General features: G+C 45.8%; 21 protein-coding genes. 9 read left to right on the top strand and 12 right to left on the bottom strand.

What is annotated here, in order from left to right:
- The first annotated feature begins 597 nt into the window (after positions 1-597).
- Positions 598-1,128: an antiterminator LoaP gene (gene loaP / locus J6600_RS11315; RefSeq protein WP_022552995.1), complete on the top strand. Its 531-nt coding sequence runs from the start codon at positions 598-600 to the stop codon at positions 1,126-1,128.
- A gap of 114 nt (positions 1,129-1,242) precedes the next feature.
- Positions 1,243-1,434: a cupin domain-containing protein gene (locus J6600_RS19600; protein WP_233499541.1), complete on the top strand. Its 192-nt coding sequence runs from the start codon at positions 1,243-1,245 to the stop codon at positions 1,432-1,434.
- Between the two features lie 17 nt (positions 1,435-1,451).
- Here J6600_RS19600 and J6600_RS11325 read toward each other — a convergent pair whose 3' ends face one another.
- The gene (locus J6600_RS11325; RefSeq protein WP_012117931.1) at positions 1,452-2,330 is read right to left on the bottom strand and encodes a LysR family transcriptional regulator; all 879 of its coding nucleotides are present in this window, start codon (positions 2,328-2,330) and stop codon (positions 1,452-1,454) included.
- Between the two features lie 138 nt (positions 2,331-2,468).
- On the opposite strand from J6600_RS11325, the gene J6600_RS11330 reads away from it, so the two are divergent.
- The 3 genes from J6600_RS11330 (at position 2,469) to J6600_RS11340 (ending at position 4,834) form a co-directional block, all read left to right on the top strand.
- Positions 2,469-2,792 (top strand): GlpM family protein, encoded by a 324-nt coding sequence (locus J6600_RS11330; protein WP_071181835.1) that lies wholly within the window; start codon positions 2,469-2,471, stop codon positions 2,790-2,792.
- Positions 2,793-2,930: 138 nt separating this feature from the next.
- Complete coding sequence (gene namA / locus J6600_RS11335) at positions 2,931-3,947, top strand: NADPH dehydrogenase NamA (RefSeq protein WP_003153250.1); 1,017 nt, start codon at positions 2,931-2,933, stop codon at positions 3,945-3,947.
- Between the two features lie 113 nt (positions 3,948-4,060).
- Positions 4,061-4,834 carry an alpha/beta fold hydrolase gene (locus J6600_RS11340; RefSeq protein ID WP_014418323.1) on the top strand — a complete coding sequence of 258 codons (774 nt, stop codon included), beginning with the start codon at positions 4,061-4,063 and terminating at the stop codon, positions 4,832-4,834.
- A gap of 49 nt (positions 4,835-4,883) precedes the next feature.
- On the opposite strand, the gene rpmG is transcribed toward J6600_RS11340, so the two are convergent.
- Both rpmG and rnz read right to left on the bottom strand, forming a co-directional pair.
- Positions 4,884-5,033: a 50S ribosomal protein L33 gene (gene rpmG / locus J6600_RS11345; RefSeq protein WP_003153246.1), complete on the bottom strand. Its 150-nt coding sequence runs from the start codon at positions 5,031-5,033 to the stop codon at positions 4,884-4,886.
- Between the two features lie 78 nt (positions 5,034-5,111).
- On the bottom strand, positions 5,112-6,038 hold the full coding sequence (rnz, locus tag J6600_RS11350; protein WP_209387416.1) for a ribonuclease Z: 927 nt from the start codon (positions 6,036-6,038) through the stop codon (positions 5,112-5,114).
- Positions 6,039-6,246: 208 nt separating this feature from the next.
- Here rnz and zwf point away from each other — a divergent pair, with 208 nt between their 5' ends.
- Positions 6,247-7,716: a glucose-6-phosphate dehydrogenase gene (zwf, locus tag J6600_RS11355; protein ID WP_012117935.1), complete on the top strand. Its 1,470-nt coding sequence runs from the start codon at positions 6,247-6,249 to the stop codon at positions 7,714-7,716.
- Positions 7,717-7,806: 90 nt separating this feature from the next.
- On the opposite strand, the gene gndA is transcribed toward zwf, so the two are convergent.
- Both gndA and J6600_RS11365 read right to left on the bottom strand, forming a co-directional pair.
- Positions 7,807-9,216: an NADP-dependent phosphogluconate dehydrogenase gene (gene gndA / locus J6600_RS11360; RefSeq protein WP_003153241.1), complete on the bottom strand. Its 1,410-nt coding sequence runs from the start codon at positions 9,214-9,216 to the stop codon at positions 7,807-7,809.
- A 108-nt stretch (positions 9,217-9,324) separates the two neighbouring features.
- The gene (locus J6600_RS11365; protein WP_029973901.1) at positions 9,325-10,569 is read right to left on the bottom strand and encodes a DNA polymerase IV; all 1,245 of its coding nucleotides are present in this window, start codon (positions 10,567-10,569) and stop codon (positions 9,325-9,327) included.
- Between the two features lie 75 nt (positions 10,570-10,644).
- On the opposite strand from J6600_RS11365, the gene J6600_RS11370 reads away from it, so the two are divergent.
- Positions 10,645-10,926, top strand: a complete 282-nt coding sequence (locus tag J6600_RS11370) for a hypothetical protein (RefSeq protein ID WP_014418326.1) — start codon at positions 10,645-10,647, stop codon at positions 10,924-10,926.
- A 32-nt stretch (positions 10,927-10,958) separates the two neighbouring features.
- A complete protein-coding gene (locus J6600_RS11375) occupies positions 10,959-11,795 on the top strand; it encodes a membrane protein insertase YidC (RefSeq protein ID WP_007408393.1) in 837 nt (278 codons plus the stop codon).
- Between the two features lie 114 nt (positions 11,796-11,909).
- On the opposite strand, the gene J6600_RS11380 is transcribed toward J6600_RS11375, so the two are convergent.
- Genes J6600_RS11380 through mce form a run of 3 tightly spaced genes read right to left on the bottom strand, consistent with a single transcriptional unit; the run spans position 11,910 to position 14,980 of the window.
- Complete coding sequence (locus tag J6600_RS11380; protein WP_003153237.1) at positions 11,910-13,025, bottom strand: tripeptidase T; 1,116 nt, start codon at positions 13,023-13,025, stop codon at positions 11,910-11,912.
- A gap of 16 nt (positions 13,026-13,041) precedes the next feature.
- Positions 13,042-14,565, bottom strand: a complete 1,524-nt coding sequence (locus J6600_RS11385; protein WP_481748174.1) for an acyl-CoA carboxylase subunit beta — start codon at positions 14,563-14,565, stop codon at positions 13,042-13,044.
- The gene (mce, locus tag J6600_RS11390; RefSeq protein WP_100261891.1) at positions 14,552-14,980 is read right to left on the bottom strand and encodes a methylmalonyl-CoA epimerase; all 429 of its coding nucleotides are present in this window, start codon (positions 14,978-14,980) and stop codon (positions 14,552-14,554) included. The genes J6600_RS11385 and mce overlap by 14 nt, the downstream gene beginning before the upstream one ends.
- A gap of 93 nt (positions 14,981-15,073) precedes the next feature.
- On the opposite strand from mce, the gene prli42 reads away from it, so the two are divergent.
- Positions 15,074-15,169, top strand: coding sequence for a stressosome-associated protein Prli42 (prli42, locus tag J6600_RS11395; protein ID WP_007408390.1), 96 nt, complete (start codon positions 15,074-15,076; stop codon positions 15,167-15,169).
- Positions 15,170-15,182: 13 nt separating this feature from the next.
- Here prli42 and J6600_RS11400 read toward each other — a convergent pair whose 3' ends face one another.
- The 4 genes from J6600_RS11400 to artQ all read right to left on the bottom strand — a co-directional run bounded on the left by J6600_RS11400 (position 15,183) and on the right by artQ (position 18,187).
- Positions 15,183-15,713 (bottom strand): L,D-transpeptidase, encoded by a 531-nt coding sequence (locus tag J6600_RS11400; protein WP_014418329.1) that lies wholly within the window; start codon positions 15,711-15,713, stop codon positions 15,183-15,185.
- Positions 15,714-15,782: 69 nt separating this feature from the next.
- Positions 15,783-16,736 carry an aromatic acid exporter family protein gene (locus J6600_RS11405; RefSeq protein ID WP_007408388.1) on the bottom strand — a complete coding sequence of 318 codons (954 nt, stop codon included), beginning with the start codon at positions 16,734-16,736 and terminating at the stop codon, positions 15,783-15,785.
- 76 nt (positions 16,737-16,812) lie between these two features.
- Positions 16,813-17,535, bottom strand: coding sequence for an arginine ABC transporter ATP-binding protein ArtM (artM, locus tag J6600_RS11410; RefSeq protein WP_003153229.1), 723 nt, complete (start codon positions 17,533-17,535; stop codon positions 16,813-16,815).
- Complete coding sequence (gene artQ, locus J6600_RS11415; RefSeq protein ID WP_003153227.1) at positions 17,528-18,187, bottom strand: arginine ABC transporter permease ArtQ; 660 nt, start codon at positions 18,185-18,187, stop codon at positions 17,528-17,530. Before artQ ends, artM begins: the two co-directional genes overlap by 8 nt.
- Between the last annotated feature and the right edge of the window lie 53 nt (positions 18,188-18,240).

Here is an 18,240-nt window from a genome sequence, read left to right on the forward strand (position 1 = left end):
CACAGGTTTAAAAATCGCAAACGCATTGTGTTTTCCTTTTCTAACATAATTTATATTAAAACATATTGCTTGTTTACTGAATGTTTCTCATGACAAGCTGCAGTGCCAATATGCCCGAAAACAGCGATGACGGCACACTTCTCCCTTATCATGTATATGTAGATATATACACTACAATCATTTTTATAATCCCTATTTCCTCTTCAACGTGCCGAAACAGCGATTGAAATTTAATAGGTGCTTTACATCAATTTAATAAATTTAACAAATAGTTGCTATTTAAAGAGAATAATATCAATTTATAGATAATAATGTCAAGGCTTTATTTCGTTATTTTCTGACATTTATTCCACAGTTTTATATTCGGTGGACAGTCGGCATAATTGTTTCGGGATAAATGTCAGATAATTCCCTGAACCCTTTTCATGTCAAAGAAAATTCATCGCTTCTCTGTCAATTGGGTCTATACTTATTTTTCATTTTCATATATTATGTAAAAAAAAGACGAATTAGAAAAATTTTTAATCATTTTAAATACTATCCATTAAATACTTTCTTTGTATAATAATTTCTTATTATTCTAAGGAGGATCCAGTCATGAAATGGTACGCACTTTTTGTAGAGTCCGGAAAAGAAGAAACAGTTCAAAAATTTCTGCGTCTGCAGTTTGATGAGCAGGCTCTCTACTCAATCATACCCAAGAAAAAAGTCACAGAACGAAAAGCCGGAATCAAATACGAGGCACTCAAAAAGATGTTTCCGGGATATGTGCTGTTTAAAACGAAGATGACAGAGCGGACATTTCATAAAATCAAAGAACTCCCCATTTCATGCAGAATCGTGAATAACGGCGCATATTATTCCAAAGAGCGTAAAACCTATTTCACGACAATTACGGATGAAGAAATCCTCCCTATTATCAGGCTGATCGGAGAAGGAGACACTGTAGATTATTCAAAAGTCTATATTGAAAATTCAAAAGTAACCGTTGCCTCAGGGCCTCTTAAAGGAATGGAAGGCATTATTAAAAAGATCGATAAAAGAAAAAGACGCGCCAAAATCTGCCTGTCTTTTATGGGACTGGACAAAATGGTCAACGTCGGAATTGAAGTGCTCTCCAAACCCTAGCATGTCAAAAAAAGCATCAACAGCATGTGCCGTTGATGCCCTTTTTATATAAACAGACGAAATCCCGCTCACCACCGTCACGGTCAGACTTTTTGTTTTCAAGGCATAGTTGACCTGAAGCCGGGCTGCGCCCATGAGGCAAAATCACATTTAGGGGAAGAATACTTTTTAATCAAAAGCGGTGAATTGACGGTTGAGCTTTATGACGAAAAGCATGTGCTGACTTCGGGCGACGCCGCAGTTATTTTAATTCCTCGGGAACCGGTGACATATTTTATGCTGGTCTATTATGCTGAACCGGCTTAAACGCATATCAGGCTTCTTCAGACAGAAGCCTGATGGACCGCAACCCATTCTTGTATGCATTGAATCAGTTTCTGGACAGAAGGTGTCTGCGTCTCCTTTGCATGAGCTGTCAAAATGCCGAGCTGCCTGGAGACATACCGGTCGAACCGTTTGATGAGCACATCACAATCATTCACCAAAAGCTGCGGCAAGATGCTGATCCCCAGATTGTTCCGCACCATTGCAATAATAGCTTCATCCCCTCTGATTTGATAGGCGACCCGCGGCGTGATCTTTTCTTCCTTCAGCACTTTCAGCACATCAAAATGTGTCTCCGGATAAGGCACGATACATTTGACGGACTCCATGACATGTAACGGAACCGTTTCACATTGCGCCAATTCATGCTGCGGGCTCATCACCGCTACAATCGGGTCCTCTGCCAACGGGTAAAAATGCCACTTCTCGCTGTGGGATGTCCCGATCGCCGCATCAATCCGGTCATCTTTCAGCCATTCTTCCAGTTCAGTAGAATTTCCTTCAAACAAATGCACCTTAATGGAAGGATACAGCTCATTAAATTCCCTCAAAATTTTCGGCAGCCATTTTACCGCCACGCTCGTAACAGTGCCGAGCCGGACTTCCCCTCTTTCTAACCCATTAATATTATCAACGGTTTCAGACAGTTTTTCATAGTTTTTTTGAATTTCCTTCATAATATGTAACACTTTCAAGCCATTTGCGGTCGGCCTCACTCCATGCCGCTGTCTGATCAAAAGCGGAAAACCGTACTCTTCCTCTAATTTACTGATCATTTGGCTGATGTTCGGCTGTGTGTAATTCAATATGGCAGCGGCTTGGGTCAGGCTGCCGCTTTCAACCGTTTTAATAAAGGCTAAATGCTTCTTTAAATCCAACCGGCTTCATCTCCCAGATATCATTCTTTATTATCCAATGCATTAGTTATATTTAGTTTACTTATACATCAATCAAAAATAAAATGGCAATGTCTCCATCATTATACTTGATAACAAACAGAAGGTGAGCGTTTCAGCATGAGTTTTCTCATTCAATTTTTTATCGGCGGCACCATTATGGTGGCCGCCGCGTATTTAAGCAAATCGAAATACTTATTTTTATCAGGCGTTATTACATTGCTTCCGATCATGACGTTACTGAATATTCACTTGCAGCTGAAAAATATGAGCCCCGACGATTTCAGAGCCGCTCAAAAAAACGGAATATTCGGTGCCTTCGGCGCGGTGATCTTCATCAGCAGTATTTTCATCCTGACAAACTGGTTCAAAGGAGGCCACGCAGTCATCGGTGCGTTTCTCATCTATATTTGCTATATGATCGGCTGTAAATGCCTGTTATGAAGATACGGCACCGATGTGTATAAAAAAATGCCCTTCCAGAACAATAATAACAATGCACTCAGTCGTGAGCAGTTTATATGACTGAATGATCATGAATTGTTATAATCAATGTCTAAAACATTCCGGGAGGCGAAATAAATGGCCAGAAAATTATTCACACCATGGACCGTTAAAGATGTAACGATCAAAAACCGTATTGTTATGGCACCGATGTGCATGTATTCCTCACATGAGAAGGACGGAAAACTGCAGCCTTTTCATATGGCGCACTATATATCGCGTGCAATCGGCCAGGTCGGCCTGATTATCGTGGAAGCGACAGCCGTTAATCCGCAGGGGCGCATTTCCGATCAGGATTTAGGCATTTGGAGCGATGATCATATCGAAGGTTTTGCCAAACTGACGGAACAAGTGAAAGCGCAAGGATCTAAAATCGGCATTCAGCTTGCGCACGCCGGACGTAAAGCTGAGCTTGAGGGAGACATTTACGCTCCGTCAGCCATTCCGTTCGATGAGCAGTCCAAAACACCGGCTGAAATGACGACAGAACAAATTAAAGAAACCATTCAGGAATTCAAACAGGCAGCGGCGCGCGCGAAAGAAGCCGGCTTTGACATTATTGAACTTCATGCGGCACACGGCTACTTAATGCACGAATTTTTGTCCCCTCTGTCCAATCACCGTACAGACGAATACGGAGGCTCACATGAAAATCGCTACCGCTTCTTAGGCGAGACCATTGAAGCCGTCAAGGAAGTCTGGGACGGCCCGTTATTTGTCCGTATTTCTGCATCGGATTATACAGACAAAGGGCTGGACATTGCGGATCATATCGGTTTTGCGAAGTGGATGAAAGAACAGGGAGTCGACCTCATTGATTGCAGCTCAGGCGCACTCGTTCAAGCTGATATTAACGTCTTCCCAGGCTACCAAGTGAGCTTTGCGGAGAAAATCCGTGAACAGGCCGAAATCGCAACAGGCGCCGTCGGTTTGATAACGACGGGAACAATGGCCGAAGAAATTCTGCAAAACAACCGCGCTGACCTTATTTTTGTCGCGAGAGAACTTCTGCGCGATCCGCACTTTGCAAGGAGTGCAGCGAAGCAGCTGAATACTGAAATACCGTCACCGGTTCAATACGACAGAGCATGGTGATGAAGTGACAGCCGGAGTTTTTCGATCCGGCTGTCTCTTTTTTTATTTTTTGAGAAACGATTGCCGAAGCTTCTCCGTCTTCCCTATAGAACCAATTAGAGGGGATGACTCCAATGAAAGCAGCATGGATGGAAAGGACATATCTGATTGACGGGTGTCCGTTTTATACGAAACACCGTAAAGGCGCCGGCGAAGTGACGATCGTCTTTGAAGCCGGCTACGGCACTTCTTCTGAAACATGGACATCATTACTCGCTGACATAGATGAAGAATTTGGGGTTTTCACATATGACAGAGCCGGAATCGGCAAAAGCGGACAAAGCCGAAACAAGAGAACGGCGGACCACATGGTACAGGAATTAAACGCTCTTCTTCTGAAGGCCGGCGTCAAGCCTCCTTATCTTGTCGTCTCGCATTCATACGGCGCGATTATCAGCAGACTTTGGGCGAGCCGGAACCGCCGGGATATTCTCGGGATGGTGATGCTTGATCCGGTTTCTGAGGATCAGGAGACGAAAGTGCTTCCGCTTCTTCCCGAAGAAATGAAAGCCGCCTATTTGAAACAGTTCATATTGGAAGGATCACACGCGGAATTTTTGACGAGCCTTCGTCAGATCAAGCATCAGCAGATTCATTTCGGCGATATGCCGCTGTTGATTTTATCATCGGGAGAGCGGGATGAGCACTTAAAGCACGCTCATGAACAATGGGTGAAACTGCACAGAAGCATGCTTGATGTCTCTTATCAAAGCGGATGGATTCAGGCCAAAAACAGTTCTCATGCCATTCACCACGATGAACCGCACATCGTCCACCTTGCCATTTATGATGTTTGGTGCGCGGTGCGCCAGCAAATGAATGCTCCTGCCTATCAGGCGGTAAACTGATTAAACAAAAGCCATTGTGCAGCGGCACAATGGCTTTTGTTATCGTGATCTATTTTGTCTCACGATGCAACGTATACTTTTTCAACCGGGGTGAATACTTTTTCATTTCTAACCGGTCCGGATTCGTCCGTTTGTTCTTCGTCGTAATATAATTTCTGTCCCCTGTCTCTGTACAGGCCAATGTAACATTCACACGCATCATTTTCACCCCTTATACAAATCGTAATTATTTCGTTTTATTATATCTCATCAGAAAAAAATGTCAAGCGTCCATTTTTTAAGACCGCTCCACAGTGACCTCCATGAAGTCAAATGCGATCTTACTGTTTTCAAATACCGCTTTCGCCTCATGTTCGAGACGCTCTATCGGCGATTCACCCTGATACCTTGCGCTGATATGAGTTAAAATCAGCTGTTTGGCGCCTGCTTTTTTTGCCGTTTGCGCAGCCTGTTCTGTCGTTGCGTGATAATAATTATGTGCGAGCTTTGCATCTTCCTTGGCAAACGTCGCTTCATGAACAAGCACATCCGCATTGCGCGCCAGCTCCGTTACCCGCTCTGATGCCCTCGTATCCCCGGAAAAAGCGACGATTCTCCCTTTTTTCGGCGGTTCCAAAAAATCCCGCCCGTTAATGATTCTGCCATCGTCAAGTGTGACCGTTTCGCCTTTTTTGATTTTCTGATAGACGGGTCCGGGCGGGATATTCATTTCTTTCAATCTGCCGGCCTGCAATGCGCCGGGAATATCCTTTTCCTGAACCCGGTAGCCGAACGCTTCCACGCCGTGAATGACGGATGCTGCGGTAACAATGAATTGCCCATCTTCAAAAACCGTCCCCTCTTCGATTTCGTGTACGGTAAGAGGATACGTCAGATGAGTCGCCGTCACGTGCAGGCTTGTTTCGATAAAGGCTTTAATGCCTTTTGGCCCGTAAATCGTCAGCTCTTCTTCACCGCCCTGAAATGAACGGCTCCCCAACAGACCCGGAAGACCGTAAACATGGTCGCCGTGAAGGTGGGTGATGAAAATCTTCTCAATTTTCCTCGGTTTGATTGTTGTATGTAATATCTGATGCTGAGTGGCTTCTCCGCAATCAAACAGCCATACGGAACGCCTTTCTTCAAGAAGCTTCAGCGCGACGGACGTTACGTTTCTCGTCTTTGCCGGCATGCCGGCCCCCGTCCCTAAAAATAATAATTCCACAATGCTTCCTCCTAGATCTTTGTACTACTAAGGATACAGGATCAGGCTGAAAATGTGAATTCACCCGGGCCTTCTCCGGCCTGATTAATTTTTTTCCGCAAACCGCAAAAAACAGGCTGAAATGTTTGCTTTCAACGAATTTTAGATTTAAAATGAAGGAAATATGCGGGGTTTTAAACCATGCTTCAGATAAAGTGAGGTACTCTAAGTGAAAACAAACGACAAACCAAAAGCAGTAATTGTAATATTTGGTGCCACAGGGGATTTGGCAAAACGAAAACTTTACCCATCCATTCACCGTTTATATAAAAATGGTCAAATTGGTGAAGAGTTTGCAGTTGTAGGTGTTGGAAGAAGACCTTGGTCAAACGAGGACCTCCGGGAAACCGTTAAAACGTCTGTTTCTTCTGCCGGGCAAAAAGACATAGACGATTTCACATCTCATTTTTATTACCATCCGTTTGATGTAACGAATCCGGGTTCCTATCAGGAGCTGAATGTCCTGCTTGATCAGCTTGAACATACATATGAAATCCCGAACAACAGAATGTTTTACTTGGCGATGGCTCCTGAGTTTTTCGGCACTATCGCAAAATCACTTAAAAACGAAGGTGTCACAGCGACAAATGGCTGGTCCCGTCTCGTCATTGAAAAACCGTTCGGCCATGACCTGCCGAGTGCGAAAGAGCTTAACAAAGAAATACGCGAAGCTTTCACGGAAGATCAAATTTACCGGATCGACCATTACTTAGGCAAACAAATGGTTCAAAATATCGAAGTCATCCGATTTGCGAATGCGCTGTTTGAGCCGCTGTGGAATAACCGCTACATCTCAAACATCCAGATTACGTCAAGTGAGGATCTCGGCGTTGAGGATCGTGCGAGATATTACGAGAAATCAGGCGCACTCCGTGATATGGTTCAAAACCATATTTTACAAATGGTCGCTCTCTTGGCGATGGAACCGCCGATTAAACTGAACACGGAAGAAATCCGCAGCGAAAAAGTGAAGGTGCTGAGAGCTCTCCGCCCTGTCGCTCCAAACGAAGTGAGTGACTTCTTCGTCCGCGGACAATACCAAGCGGGAACGATTGACGGAAACGCTGTACCGAGCTATACAGATGAACAAAATGTAGCACCGGATTCCAATACGGAAACATTCGTGTCCGGAAAGCTGTTAATCGATAACTTCCGCTGGGCCGGCGTTCCGTTTTATATCCGCACAGGGAAACGGATGAAAGAAAAATCAACGAAAATCGTCGTTCAATTTAAAGACATTCCGATGAACCTTTATTACGGCAATGAAACGAATGTAAATCCGAACCTGCTTGTCATCCATATTCAGCCGGATGAAGGCATCACACTATATCTGAACGCTAAAAAATTAGGCGGAGCCGCTCATGCTCAGCCGATTAAGCTGGATTACTGCAGCAACTGCAGTGATGAAATGAACACACCGGAAGCCTATGAAAAATTAATCCATGACTGTCTGCTCGGTGATGCGACAAACTTTGCCCATTGGGACGAAGTGGCGCTTTCCTGGAATTTCGTCGATGCGATTTCCGAAACGTGGGCAGCCGACAAAACCCTTTCTCCGAATTATGAAGCCGGGTCAATGGGACCGAAAGCTTCGGACGATCTTCTTGAAAAAGACGGTCTCCACTGGTGGAATATATAAGAAAACATCAAAAACCGCGGCGCCGTTCATGGACGGCCCGCGGTTTTTAATATCAGAAAAGCCCCCGCAATAACTGCGGGGGCTTCTTCATTACTTCATCCATTCAGTATGGAAAATGCCTTCTTTATCTGTGCGTTCATACGTATGCGCGCCGAAGTAATCACGCTGCGCTTGAATCAAGTTTGCAGGAAGCACTGCCGTACGGTAGCTGTCGTAATACGCAAGTGCGCTTGAGAACGAAGGTACCGGCACGCCTTGGGCTACGGCAAGTGAAATCACTTGGCGAAGGGCGCCTTGGTAGCTTTCTGCAATGTTTTTGAAGTAGCTGTCTAACAGCAGGTTGTCAAGCTCCGGTTCACGGTCATACGCGTCTTTGATCTTTTGCAGGAACGCCGCGCGGATGATACAGCCGCCGCGGAAAATCATCGCGATTTCACCGTATTTCAGATCCCAGTTATACTCTTCAGACGCGGCTTTCATTTGGGCGAAGCCTTGTGCGTAAGAACAGATTTTACTCATGAAGAGCGCTTTTCTGACCGCTTCAATCAGCTCTTCTTTATTTTCAGTGACCGGCTTAACGTCTGGTCCGGACAGAAGGCCGCTTGCTTTCACACGCTCTTCTTTCATTGCGGAAATGAAACGCGCAAAAACAGATTCAGTGATAATCGGAAGCGGAACGCCTAAGTCAAGAGCACTTTGGCTTGTCCATTTACCCGTTCCTTTTTGGCCTGCTTTATCAAGGATAACGTCAACAAGCGGTTTGCCCGTTTCTTCATCTTTTTTAGTGAAAATGTCAGCCGTGATTTCGATCAGATAGCTGTCAAGCTCTCCTTTGTTCCACTCAGCGAATACTTCGTGAAGCTCTTCGGCAGACAATCCGAGCACCTGTTTCAGAATGAAATATGACTCAGAGATCAGCTGCATGTCACCGTATTCGATACCGTTGTGCACCATTTTTACATAGTGCCCCGCTCCGTCCGGGCCGATGTATGTCGTACAAGCTTCTCCGTCCACTTTAGCAGAAATGGCTTCTAGAATCGGTTTCACGAGTTCGTGCGCTTCCTTTTGGCCGCCCGGCATAATAGAAGGCCCTTTCAGCGCTCCCTCTTCACCGCCTGATACACCCGTTCCGATAAAGTGAATGCCGCTTTCGGCAAGCTCTTTGTTCCGGCGCTGTGTATCTTTATAGTATGTATTTCCGCCGTCAATCAAAATATCGTCTTTTTCCAGATGAGGAAGAAGAGATTGAATCGTCGCATCCGTTGCAGTTCCCGCTTTAACCATTAATAAAATTTTACGGGGTGTTTCAAGAGACTGGACAAACTCCTCAATGCTGTATGTACCGACAACATTTTTGCCTTTTGCCTCTTCTAAAAACTCTTCCGTTTTGCTGCTTGATCTGTTGTATACAGACACAGAAAATCCCCGGCTTTCGATGTTAAGAGCCAGATTTTTACCCATTACCGCAAGACCGATAACTCCGATTTGTTGTTTTGACATATTCTAACGTCCCTTCTTCAAACGTTTAACCATTTTAAAATTTAAATTAAAATAAAATGATATTTATACTAAAGAAATTATCATACATAACCCCTTTTTTCAAGTTATTCACCTTTTCTTTTCATCCTGAAAAAAGTCTCTGTTAAAGCTCGTTCCCCTTGTTTTGCTTTCTTCTTTTTTTATAACGGCGCCTTTTCTGATCAGGTTTTGGCCGTACTTTTCATTCAGCTCGTTCATCATCTGAAAAATCGGCTCATCCTTTGCGTCCTCCTTGAATGAAAACAGATCAAGCTGTTTATACGCCTGCTGTTTTTCAACCAGTTCCGTCCCGGTGATGCCGAGAAGCCTTACCGGATTTTGGTTCCAGTGCTTGTCAAACAGTTCCATCGCCGCTTCCATGATGTCTTTTTTCTGATCAGCCGGATTGCTGAGGGTCATGCTTCTTGTGACCGTTTTCCAATCCGCATACCGAATCATGATGAACAGCCGGCAGGCCATGACCTCCTTACGCTGGAGCCGTTCGCTCACAGACAGCGCGAGCCGGTCAAACACGCCCGTTAATTCATCCCAGTCAGCCGAATCATGCGACAGGGTGGATGAGTTGCCGACACTTTTAAATTCATATATCCGCTCGGGATTGACTTCTGCAGGATGGATGCCGTTCGCTTTATCCTTCAGCCTCGGGCCGTTTATGCCGAGAAGCGTTTTCAGCGCATGTTCATCTCCTTTTGCCAAATCACCGATCGTTTTGATGCCGAGCGTTTTTATTTTTTCCGCAGTTTTCGTTCCTATACCGTGCATCTCTTCAATCGGAAGAGGCCATAAGACGTCCGGCAGCTCTCTTTTTCTTAAAATGGTGATGCCGAGCGGTTTTTTCATGTCAGACGCCATTTTGGCGAGAAATTTATTCGGGGCGATGCCGATGCTTGACGGAAGCAAAAGCTCTTTTTGCAGTCTCGCCTGAATGTCTTCGGCTGTCTCATACGCCCTGTGTCTGTGCGGTGTGTCCGTAATATCCATGTATCCTTCATCAATAGAAACAGGCTCGACTAAATCCGTATACTCCCTCAGAATGCTGAACATTTCTTTTGACGAACTCCGGTAGCGGTCAAAATTCGGAGGCACGACGATGAGTTCCGGACAGAGGCGTTTTGCCCGCCACACCGGCATGGTGGTCTTTACGCCCCGCGCTCTCGCTTCGTAGCTGCAGGTGACGATGATTCCTTTCCGTTCCTTCACGTTTCCGGCAACGGCGATAGGTTTTCCTCTTAAAGACGGATCATACGCCATTTCTACGGAGGCATAAAAACTATTCATATCGATATGAAATATAATTCTCCCTTTTCCGGCCACTCCCGGCGCCTCCTTTCCTTTCATAGACAACCTTAAATATATGTAGTAAAATAAGAGCTGAATGGATGTGATAAAATGATTCTTGAGTCAATGAATGACTTTTTATTTTTAGTCGATTTTTTCACAATTATTCTTCCCGCTCTGACCGCGATCGGCATCGCTTTTCTTTTGCGTGAGCGCCGCGCAGGCGAGCATTGGAGAACGAAACGAATAGATGAACATCAAGCAGTCGTTCAGCTGAACCGAACAGACTTTCTTATTATTATATATCATCGCATTACAACTTGGATACGTAAAGTCATCCGCATGAATTCACCGGCGAATGATGATGAAGATGTCAGCTCCCTCCTTTTATAACGGCAAGTGAAGATAAAAAGGAGGAGACATAATTGTCTAAAACATATCAAAAATGGATCGCATTCGGATTATTTTTTATCGTACTGTGCACAGGCCGCTCGGCTTTTGCGGCGACATCTCAGACTCAGACGGGAGGCCTCGGGAATATCGGTTTTTTCCACGATTACCTGATCGAGCCGTTTTCGGCACTTTTAAAAGGTGTGGCGGGCCTGTTCCACGGTGAGTACGGACTGTCGATTATTCTGGTGACGATTATCGTCCGGATCGTTGTATTGCCTTTGTTTGTGAACCAATTTAAGAAACAGCGGGTGTTCCAGGAAAAAATGGCTGTGATCAAACCGCAGGTCGACAGCATTCAGGCTAAAATGAAACAAACGAAAGATGCGGAAAAACAAAAAGAACTGCAAATGGAAATGATGAAGCTTTACCGTGAGCACAATCTGAATCCGATGGCAATGGGATGTCTTCCGATGCTGGTGCAATTCCCGATTTTGATCGGTTTTTATTACGCCATCCGCTCAACGCCGGAAATCGCTTCACACTCATTTCTGTGGTTCAGCTTAGGGCATTCAGATATTCTTGTATCACTGTGCGCGGGGGCCATGTATTTCTTACAGGCTTATATTTCCCAAAAATTAAACGAGAAATATTCACCGGCTGCTCAAAATCCGGCCGCGATGCAGTCAGCAAAAATCATGGTCTTTATTTTCCCTGTCATGATGACCGTTTTTTCACTTAACGTACCGGCTGCGCTGCCGCTTTACTGGTTTACAAGCGGACTGTTTTTGACAGTGCAGAATGTACTTTTACAGCAGACGCATCATAAAAAGAAACAAGCTGCGGCTCAGGCGGAGCCCGCCAAATCATAATACTGAAACCCTGCCGGAACCTATCCGGCAGGGTTTTTTTCTTGTATCTGCAAAGCTTTAAGCCAATTATTATGAAGAATGAAAAAAGCACCCAATCAACTGGGTGCTTCGTTTTTAGTTGGCCGCTGTTTCGATAATGGCAACGACCATTTCCGCCGTTTTGACGAGCTCTTCAATCGGCATTTTTTCATTTTTCGTATGGATTTGTTCATAGCCTACTGACAGGTTGACTGTCGGAATGCCGTGGCCGGCAATGACGTTTGCGTCACTTCCGCCGCCGCTTGTCTGAAGTTCGCTCGGCCGGCCGATTTTTGCCGCCGCTTTTTTCGCGACTTCCACAACCTGATCGCCGTCCTGATATTTGAAACCCGGATACATGACCGCGATGTCCACTTCCGCGCGGCCTCCCATCTCAGCTGCAGCAGATTCGAAAGCTTCTTTCATTTTCTGCACTTGCGCTTCCATTTTTTCAGGCACTAATGAACGCGCTTCAGCCAGAATATCAACCTGGTCGCAGACGATATTGGTTTGCGTGCCGCCTTCGAAACGTCCGATATTAGCCGTTGTTTCTTTATCAATACGGCCGAGCGGCATTTTAGAGATCGCTTTTGACGCGATTGTAATCGCGGAGATGCCTTTTTCCGGTTCTACTCCCGCATGAGCCGTTTTCCCGAAAATGGTTGCTCTCACTTTCGCTTGTGTCGGCGCGGCTACAATAATGTTGCCGACTTTTCCGTCTGAATCAAGCGCAAAACCGTATTTCGCGGTAATGTCTGAACGATCCATTGCTTTTGCCCCGACTAATCCCGATTCTTCTCCGGCCGTGATAATGAATTCAATGGTGCCGTGCTCGATGTTTTGTTCTTTCAGCACTTTAATGGCTTCAAACATTGCGGCAAGTCCCGTCTTATCATCAGCGCCTAGAATCGTCGTGCCGTCGGATTTTACATAGCCGTCTTCCACAATCGGCTTAACGCCTTTGCCCGGGACAACCGTGTCCATGTGCGATGTGAAATAAATCGTATCCGCATCTTTTGTGCCCTTTAACGTACAGATTAAGTTGCCGGCTCCATGCCCCGTCACTTCTTTTGTATCATCTTCTTTTACGCTCAATCCTAAATCAGTGAATTTTTGTTTGAGCACCTTGCTGATTTCCGCTTCATGTTTTGTCTCTGAATCAATTTGAACGAGTTCAAGAAATTCTTCAAGCAGACGTTTTTCGTTTACCATTTTCAGTTCCCTCCGTTTAAAGCGGTATATTACCGTGCTTTTTTTTCGGTCTTTCCTCTTCCTTATGCGCAAGCATGTCAAATGCCTGAATCAATTTTTTCCTCGAGTCTTCCGGCCGGATGATATCATCCACCATTCCGCAGGCCGCCGCTTTATACGGACCGGCGTTTTCCTTTTCGTATATGGCTTTTTTTTCGCGCTTCGTTTTCTCCGGGTCGTCAGAAGCCTGTATGTCTCTGCTGTATAAAATCGACGCCGCGCCTTCCGCTCCCATCACGGCGATTTCCGCATTGGGCCAGGCGAATACAAGATCTGCCCCGAGCCCTTTCGAATTCATGGCGACATAGGCGCCTCCGTAAGCTTTTCTGATGATGAGCGTCACTTTCGGCACCGTCGCTTCGGCAAAAGCATACAGCAATTTTGCTCCGTGACGGACGATTCCCGCATGTTCCTGCTGAAGGCCCGGGAGAAATCCCGGAACATCAGCGATTGTCAATAACGGAATATGAAACGCGTCGCAAAAACGGATGAATCTCGACGCTTTGTCAGCGGCATCAATCGTGAGGCTCCCCGCCAAGTGTTTCGGCTGGTTTGCGACAACACCGACTGTACGCCGTCCGAGTTTCAGAAAACCGACAACAATGTTTTTGGCAAAATACGGCTGAATGTCAAAAAACGTTCCGTCATCCGCCAGCTCTTTTATTACCTGTAACACATCGTAAGGTTTCGAACTGTCCGCGGGAACGAGGGTATTTAATAACGGTCTGGCGTCTTCCTTTTTAACGGGCAATGCCGTCTGTCCGCCGTGCGGGAGATAAGAAAGCAGGGTTTTCACAGCGGAAAGAGCCTCTTTTTCCGTTCGTGCGGAATAGTGGGCATTTCCGCTTATCACATTATGTATTCCCGCACCGCCTAAACTTTCCGCGTCAATCTGTTCACCCGTAACCTGTTCAATGACTTTTGGGCCTGTAATAAACATGTGCGACGTATGTTCCGCCATAATCACAAAATCCGTCAATGCGGGTGAATAAACAGCACCGCCGGCACACGGCCCAAGGATGACAGAAATTTGCGGAATCACTCCCGAGTAAAGGACGTTGCGCCTAAAGATATGACCGTATCCATTTAATGATACCACACCCTCTTGAATTCTCGCACCACCTGAGTCGTTCAGCCCGATGATCGGGGTTTTATTTTTCGCCGCCAGATCCATTACCGCCGCGATTTTTTCCGCATGTGTCTCGCCGAGCGTCCCGCCGAGTACGGTAAAGTCATGGGCAAACAAATACACGGGCCGTCCGTCAATTGTGCCGTATCCGGTAACGACTCCGTCTCCCGGAGCATTCCGGCACCCGGGCATGCGGCTTTTGGCAAACGGCTGCAGCTCTGAAAAACTGTCTTCGTCCAATAAATAGTCAATTCTTTCTCTTGCCGTCAGCTTGCCTTTTTTGTGCTGTTTTTCATTTTTTTCCGCTCCGCCGCCGTTTGTTAAAAAGGAACGTCTTTCGTTTAAGTGTCTGATATGATCACTCATGCTCATCTTGAGTTTCTCCTTTTTCAATTGTTTCACAAAGCTCAATCAGGACCCCGTTCGCCTCTTTTGGAGAGAGAAATGCGATCTTCTTCCCGCCCGCGCCGTTTTGCGGTTCATGATGGATCAAAGTCATGCGGCATGATTCAAGCTCCTTGATCGTTTCCTTCATATCGGCGCAGCGGAATGCCAAATGATGCAGTCCTTCGCCTCTTTTCTGTAAAAAAAAGCTGACGGGAGACGCGTCCGACAGCGGCTCAATCAGCTCAAGCTTTGTGCCTCCCGCTTCTAAAAAAGCAACTCTCACATTTTGGCCGCTTACCAGCTCGTCTCCCATATACGTAAACCCGAGCATCCGTTCGTAAAATCCTCTCGCGGCATCAATAGAGCTGACGGCAATGCCGACATGATCAAGTTTTTTCATAGCGCGGCCACCTGCTTTCCGCCATAGGATATGGCTTGTTCATACAAGCAAAACACGTTAAAATGATAGACAGTAATCTTAAGGAGTGAAACAATGTCTCAAAAATTTATGAAAAGCGCCGTCATCGTCATTTTGGGCGTATTTATACTTTCAACCCTCCTCTCAGGCATTATGATGTATTTGCGGTAAAAAAGCAGGCGCCTCATTGCAAGGGGGTTTCCTGCTTTTTTATGAGGGCTTTCCGCTCTATTGCAATGTCCTCGAATGAGCGGTTTTCTTTTGTAATCAATACTTTCGTTCCGGGAGGGATAATCCGGAAAATACGGATGACATCCCGGTTTTTCATACGGATGCAGCCGTTTGATACAAACCCCCCGATCAGCTCTTCTCTGTTTGTTCCGTGAATGCCGTATATCCTGCCGTCGGTGCCTTTCGCGTCAAAACCGATCCAGCGGACGCCGAGCGGGTTTTCCGGCGCGCCTCCCTTTACATTTTTCTTCCGGTAATACGGATTGACGGCTTTGACCGTTACCGTAAATTCTCCTTCAGGCGTCAAATCATCCGTTTTTCCCGTCGCCACCTGATAAATGCCTTCTATTCGGTTATCCTTCACAACAGCAAGCGCATTTGTGGCTTTATTGACGATAATATAAGGGTCACCCGGCAAAGGGTTTGCGCCAAGCGGCCAAAGCGGAGACAGCAGCAGGGCGGCTGACAATAAAAAAAATCGCATGGGCTCCCCTCCTTTTTTCATTAGAATGACCAATGAAAGGAAGACTCATGCGATTGATCCATATGTTTTTTACAGCTTGATGCCTTTGAAATAACTTTTAATCACGAGATATTGTTCCATCTCACCGAGGAGGTGGAACAAAGCCGCCCGCGCTTCAAACTCCTCGCGCGTTGCCGGGAGCGGCATTTCTTCAAATTCCGTTCTCATTTCTGCAAGTCTTTTTAAAAATTTATGAGCGGTATTGCCGGGGTGAATGGCTTCCCTTAATTCATGGATGAAATGGGCGATTATTTTGCCCTGCTCCACCGTTATTGAAATAGAGGTAATCTTCGGCAGCAGCCGTTCAATGATTTCAAATTGTTTCTGTCTCATCTTAAAATAATGATAGTAAAGATTTTCATGGCGCAAAATATGATTCTGCACGTCCCGATAGGCGAGGTTTTTCGCCTCTTGAATCATCTGATGCGTCTCCGGTATTTCCTTCCCCGACCAATCTTGCTCACCAGTTAACAAATACCGTTCGATTTCGGCGAAGATGACGGAAAAGTTGTCCTCGATTTTTTTCCGGTACGCCGCGAGTTTTCTGTCAAGGCTCGGCATATACAGATTCATTAACAGCGCGACGCCGATACCTACGGTGATCAGCTGGAACTCATTCCAGATAAACGCCATCGTAATGCCGCCGGACATATATAAATGAAGAATGATTACTGAGCTGGTGACGATCCCTTCGTTTATTTTTAAAACGACTGTAGTCGGAATGAACAGCACCAGCAATATTCCGATCGCAAACGGGTAATAGCCGATCAGCCCGAAAAAGACATATGAGAAGACGATCGCCAATAAACAGGCGGCAAATCGGGCCCACGAGGCCTGAAGCGACCGCTTTTGCGTAATCTGGATGCACAATATGGTGATGATTCCTGCGGATGCGAAGTTTTGCAGATGCAACAGCTGGGCTAAATAAATGGCCAGCGCCGTTCCAAGTGCGGTCTTTAGTGTGCGGTAACCGATTTTAAACATTGCTTGCTCCATTCTGTTTGTTTCTTTCTCAAAAAAAAGAAGAAGAGCATTCTTCTTCTTTTCTTCCAGTTATATTTTATAATATTTTTTCTAAAAAGTCCTGTGCTCTTTTTGACTTCGGAGAAAGAAAAAATTCTTCCGGCTGCCCGTCTTCCACGATCGTCCCTTCATCCATAAATAATACGCGGTCTGCGACTTCTTTGGCAAATCCCATTTCGTGCGTTACGATCACCATTGTCATGCCCGTCTGCGCAAGCTCTTTCATCACCTCAAGAACTTCTTTGACCATTTCCGGGTCAAGAGCCGAGGTCGGTTCATCAAACAGCATGATGTCAGGATTCATGGCAAGCGCCCGCGCGATAGCGACCCGCTGCTTCTGTCCGCCTGACAAACGGTTCGGATAGTCGTTCCGTTTGTCAAGCAGTCCGACTTTTTCAAGGAGAGCGCACGCCTTTTCCTCCGCCTCCTTTTTAGACTCTTTCTTTACGCTGACCGGCGCGTATGTGATATTTTCAAGCACCGTTTTATGAGGAAACAAATGAAAATGCTGAAATACCATGCCGATATTTTCCCGCACTTTCAGTTTATTCGTTTTAGCTGCGGTGATTTCGTTTTCTTTAATGGCAATCGTTCCGCCGCTCGGGGTTTCCAGCAGATTTAAGCAGCGCAGAAACGTTGATTTGCCGGAACCGGAAGGGCCGATGACAGCGACGACTTCCCCTTCTTCGATCTGTGTTGAAATGTTTTTCAGTACTTCATGTTTCCCGAATGATTTTGACAGGTTGTCGACCTTAATCATTGGCTTTCAGCTTCCTTTCTACGCCTTTTCCGATGAATGCTAAGATCAAAACGAGCACGTAATAGATTAAGCCCGCCACAATAAGAGGTTCTAAATAGTTGTATGTTGCGGCGCCGGACTGGTAGGCCCGTCTCATAATGTCGCCGAGACCGATAACTGTGACGATCGCCGATTCTTTTGTTAAAGTGATTAATTCGTTAATAATAGCCGGAGAAATGTTTTTAAACGCCTGCGGCAGCAGCAGATCTTTCATCATTTTTCCGTATGGCACGCCGAGAGCGACGGCAGCCTCTTTTTGTCCTTTGTCAATTGCATTGATTCCCGCTCTGATAATTTCAGAGACGTAAGCGGCTGAATTGAGCGATAATGCGGTGACCGCCGCCCAAAATTGATCGATCTGAAAGCCGAGGAGCTGCGGCATACCGAAATAGATGATCATCAGCTGCAGCACGAGCGGCGTGCCGCGGAATATCGAAGTATAAAAATCCGCAATCCATTTCAGCGGACTGATCGTGCTGATTTTAAATAAGCTGAGCACGATTCCTAATACAAGACCGATGACCGCTGAAACGAGCACAATTTTCAATGTGACCGCAAGGCCTTCCAATATAAAAGGAATTTGGGGGATTGTCGCTGAGAAATCCAAATTCATACGTGTGATCTCCTTTGTCTTTATTCAAGATAAAAAGCTCAACGAAAAGTTGA

The sequence above is a fragment of the Bacillus sp. LJBV19 genome, from assembly GCF_017797845.1.
In the GTDB taxonomy this organism is placed as follows: Bacteria; Bacillota; Bacilli; order Bacillales; family Bacillaceae; genus Bacillus; species Bacillus velezensis.

Coding starts and splice junctions, on each gene's coding strand:
- artM (WP_003153229.1), bottom strand. CDS start 17,535: ATGATTAAGGTCGACAACCTGTCAAAATCATTCGGGAAACATGAAGTA.
- J6600_RS11340 (WP_014418323.1), top strand. CDS start 4,061: ATGAAAGCAGCATGGATGGAAAGGACATATCTGATTGACGGGTGTCCG.
- J6600_RS11330 (WP_071181835.1), top strand. CDS start 2,469: ATGAGTTTTCTCATTCAATTTTTTATCGGCGGCACCATTATGGTGGCC.
- J6600_RS11385 (WP_481748174.1), bottom strand. CDS start 14,565: ATGAGCATGAGTGATCATATCAGACACTTAAACGAAAGACGTTCCTTT.
- rpmG (WP_003153246.1), bottom strand. CDS start 5,033: ATGCGTGTGAATGTTACATTGGCCTGTACAGAGACAGGGGACAGAAAT.
- gndA (WP_003153241.1), bottom strand. CDS start 9,216: ATGTCAAAACAACAAATCGGAGTTATCGGTCTTGCGGTAATGGGTAAA.
- prli42 (WP_007408390.1), top strand. CDS start 15,074: ATGTCTCAAAAATTTATGAAAAGCGCCGTCATCGTCATTTTGGGCGTA.
- artQ (WP_003153227.1), bottom strand. CDS start 18,187: ATGAATTTGGATTTCTCAGCGACAATCCCCCAAATTCCTTTTATATTG.
- mce (WP_100261891.1), bottom strand. CDS start 14,980: ATGAAAAAACTTGATCATGTCGGCATTGCCGTCAGCTCTATTGATGCC.
- J6600_RS11405 (WP_007408388.1), bottom strand. CDS start 16,736: ATGTTTAAAATCGGTTACCGCACACTAAAGACCGCACTTGGAACGGCG.
- J6600_RS11380 (WP_003153237.1), bottom strand. CDS start 13,025: ATGGTAAACGAAAAACGTCTGCTTGAAGAATTTCTTGAACTCGTTCAA.
- loaP (WP_022552995.1), top strand. CDS start 598: ATGAAATGGTACGCACTTTTTGTAGAGTCCGGAAAAGAAGAAACAGTT.
- namA (WP_003153250.1), top strand. CDS start 2,931: ATGGCCAGAAAATTATTCACACCATGGACCGTTAAAGATGTAACGATC.
- J6600_RS11370 (WP_014418326.1), top strand. CDS start 10,645: ATGATTCTTGAGTCAATGAATGACTTTTTATTTTTAGTCGATTTTTTC.
- J6600_RS11400 (WP_014418329.1), bottom strand. CDS start 15,713: ATGCGATTTTTTTTATTGTCAGCCGCCCTGCTGCTGTCTCCGCTTTGG.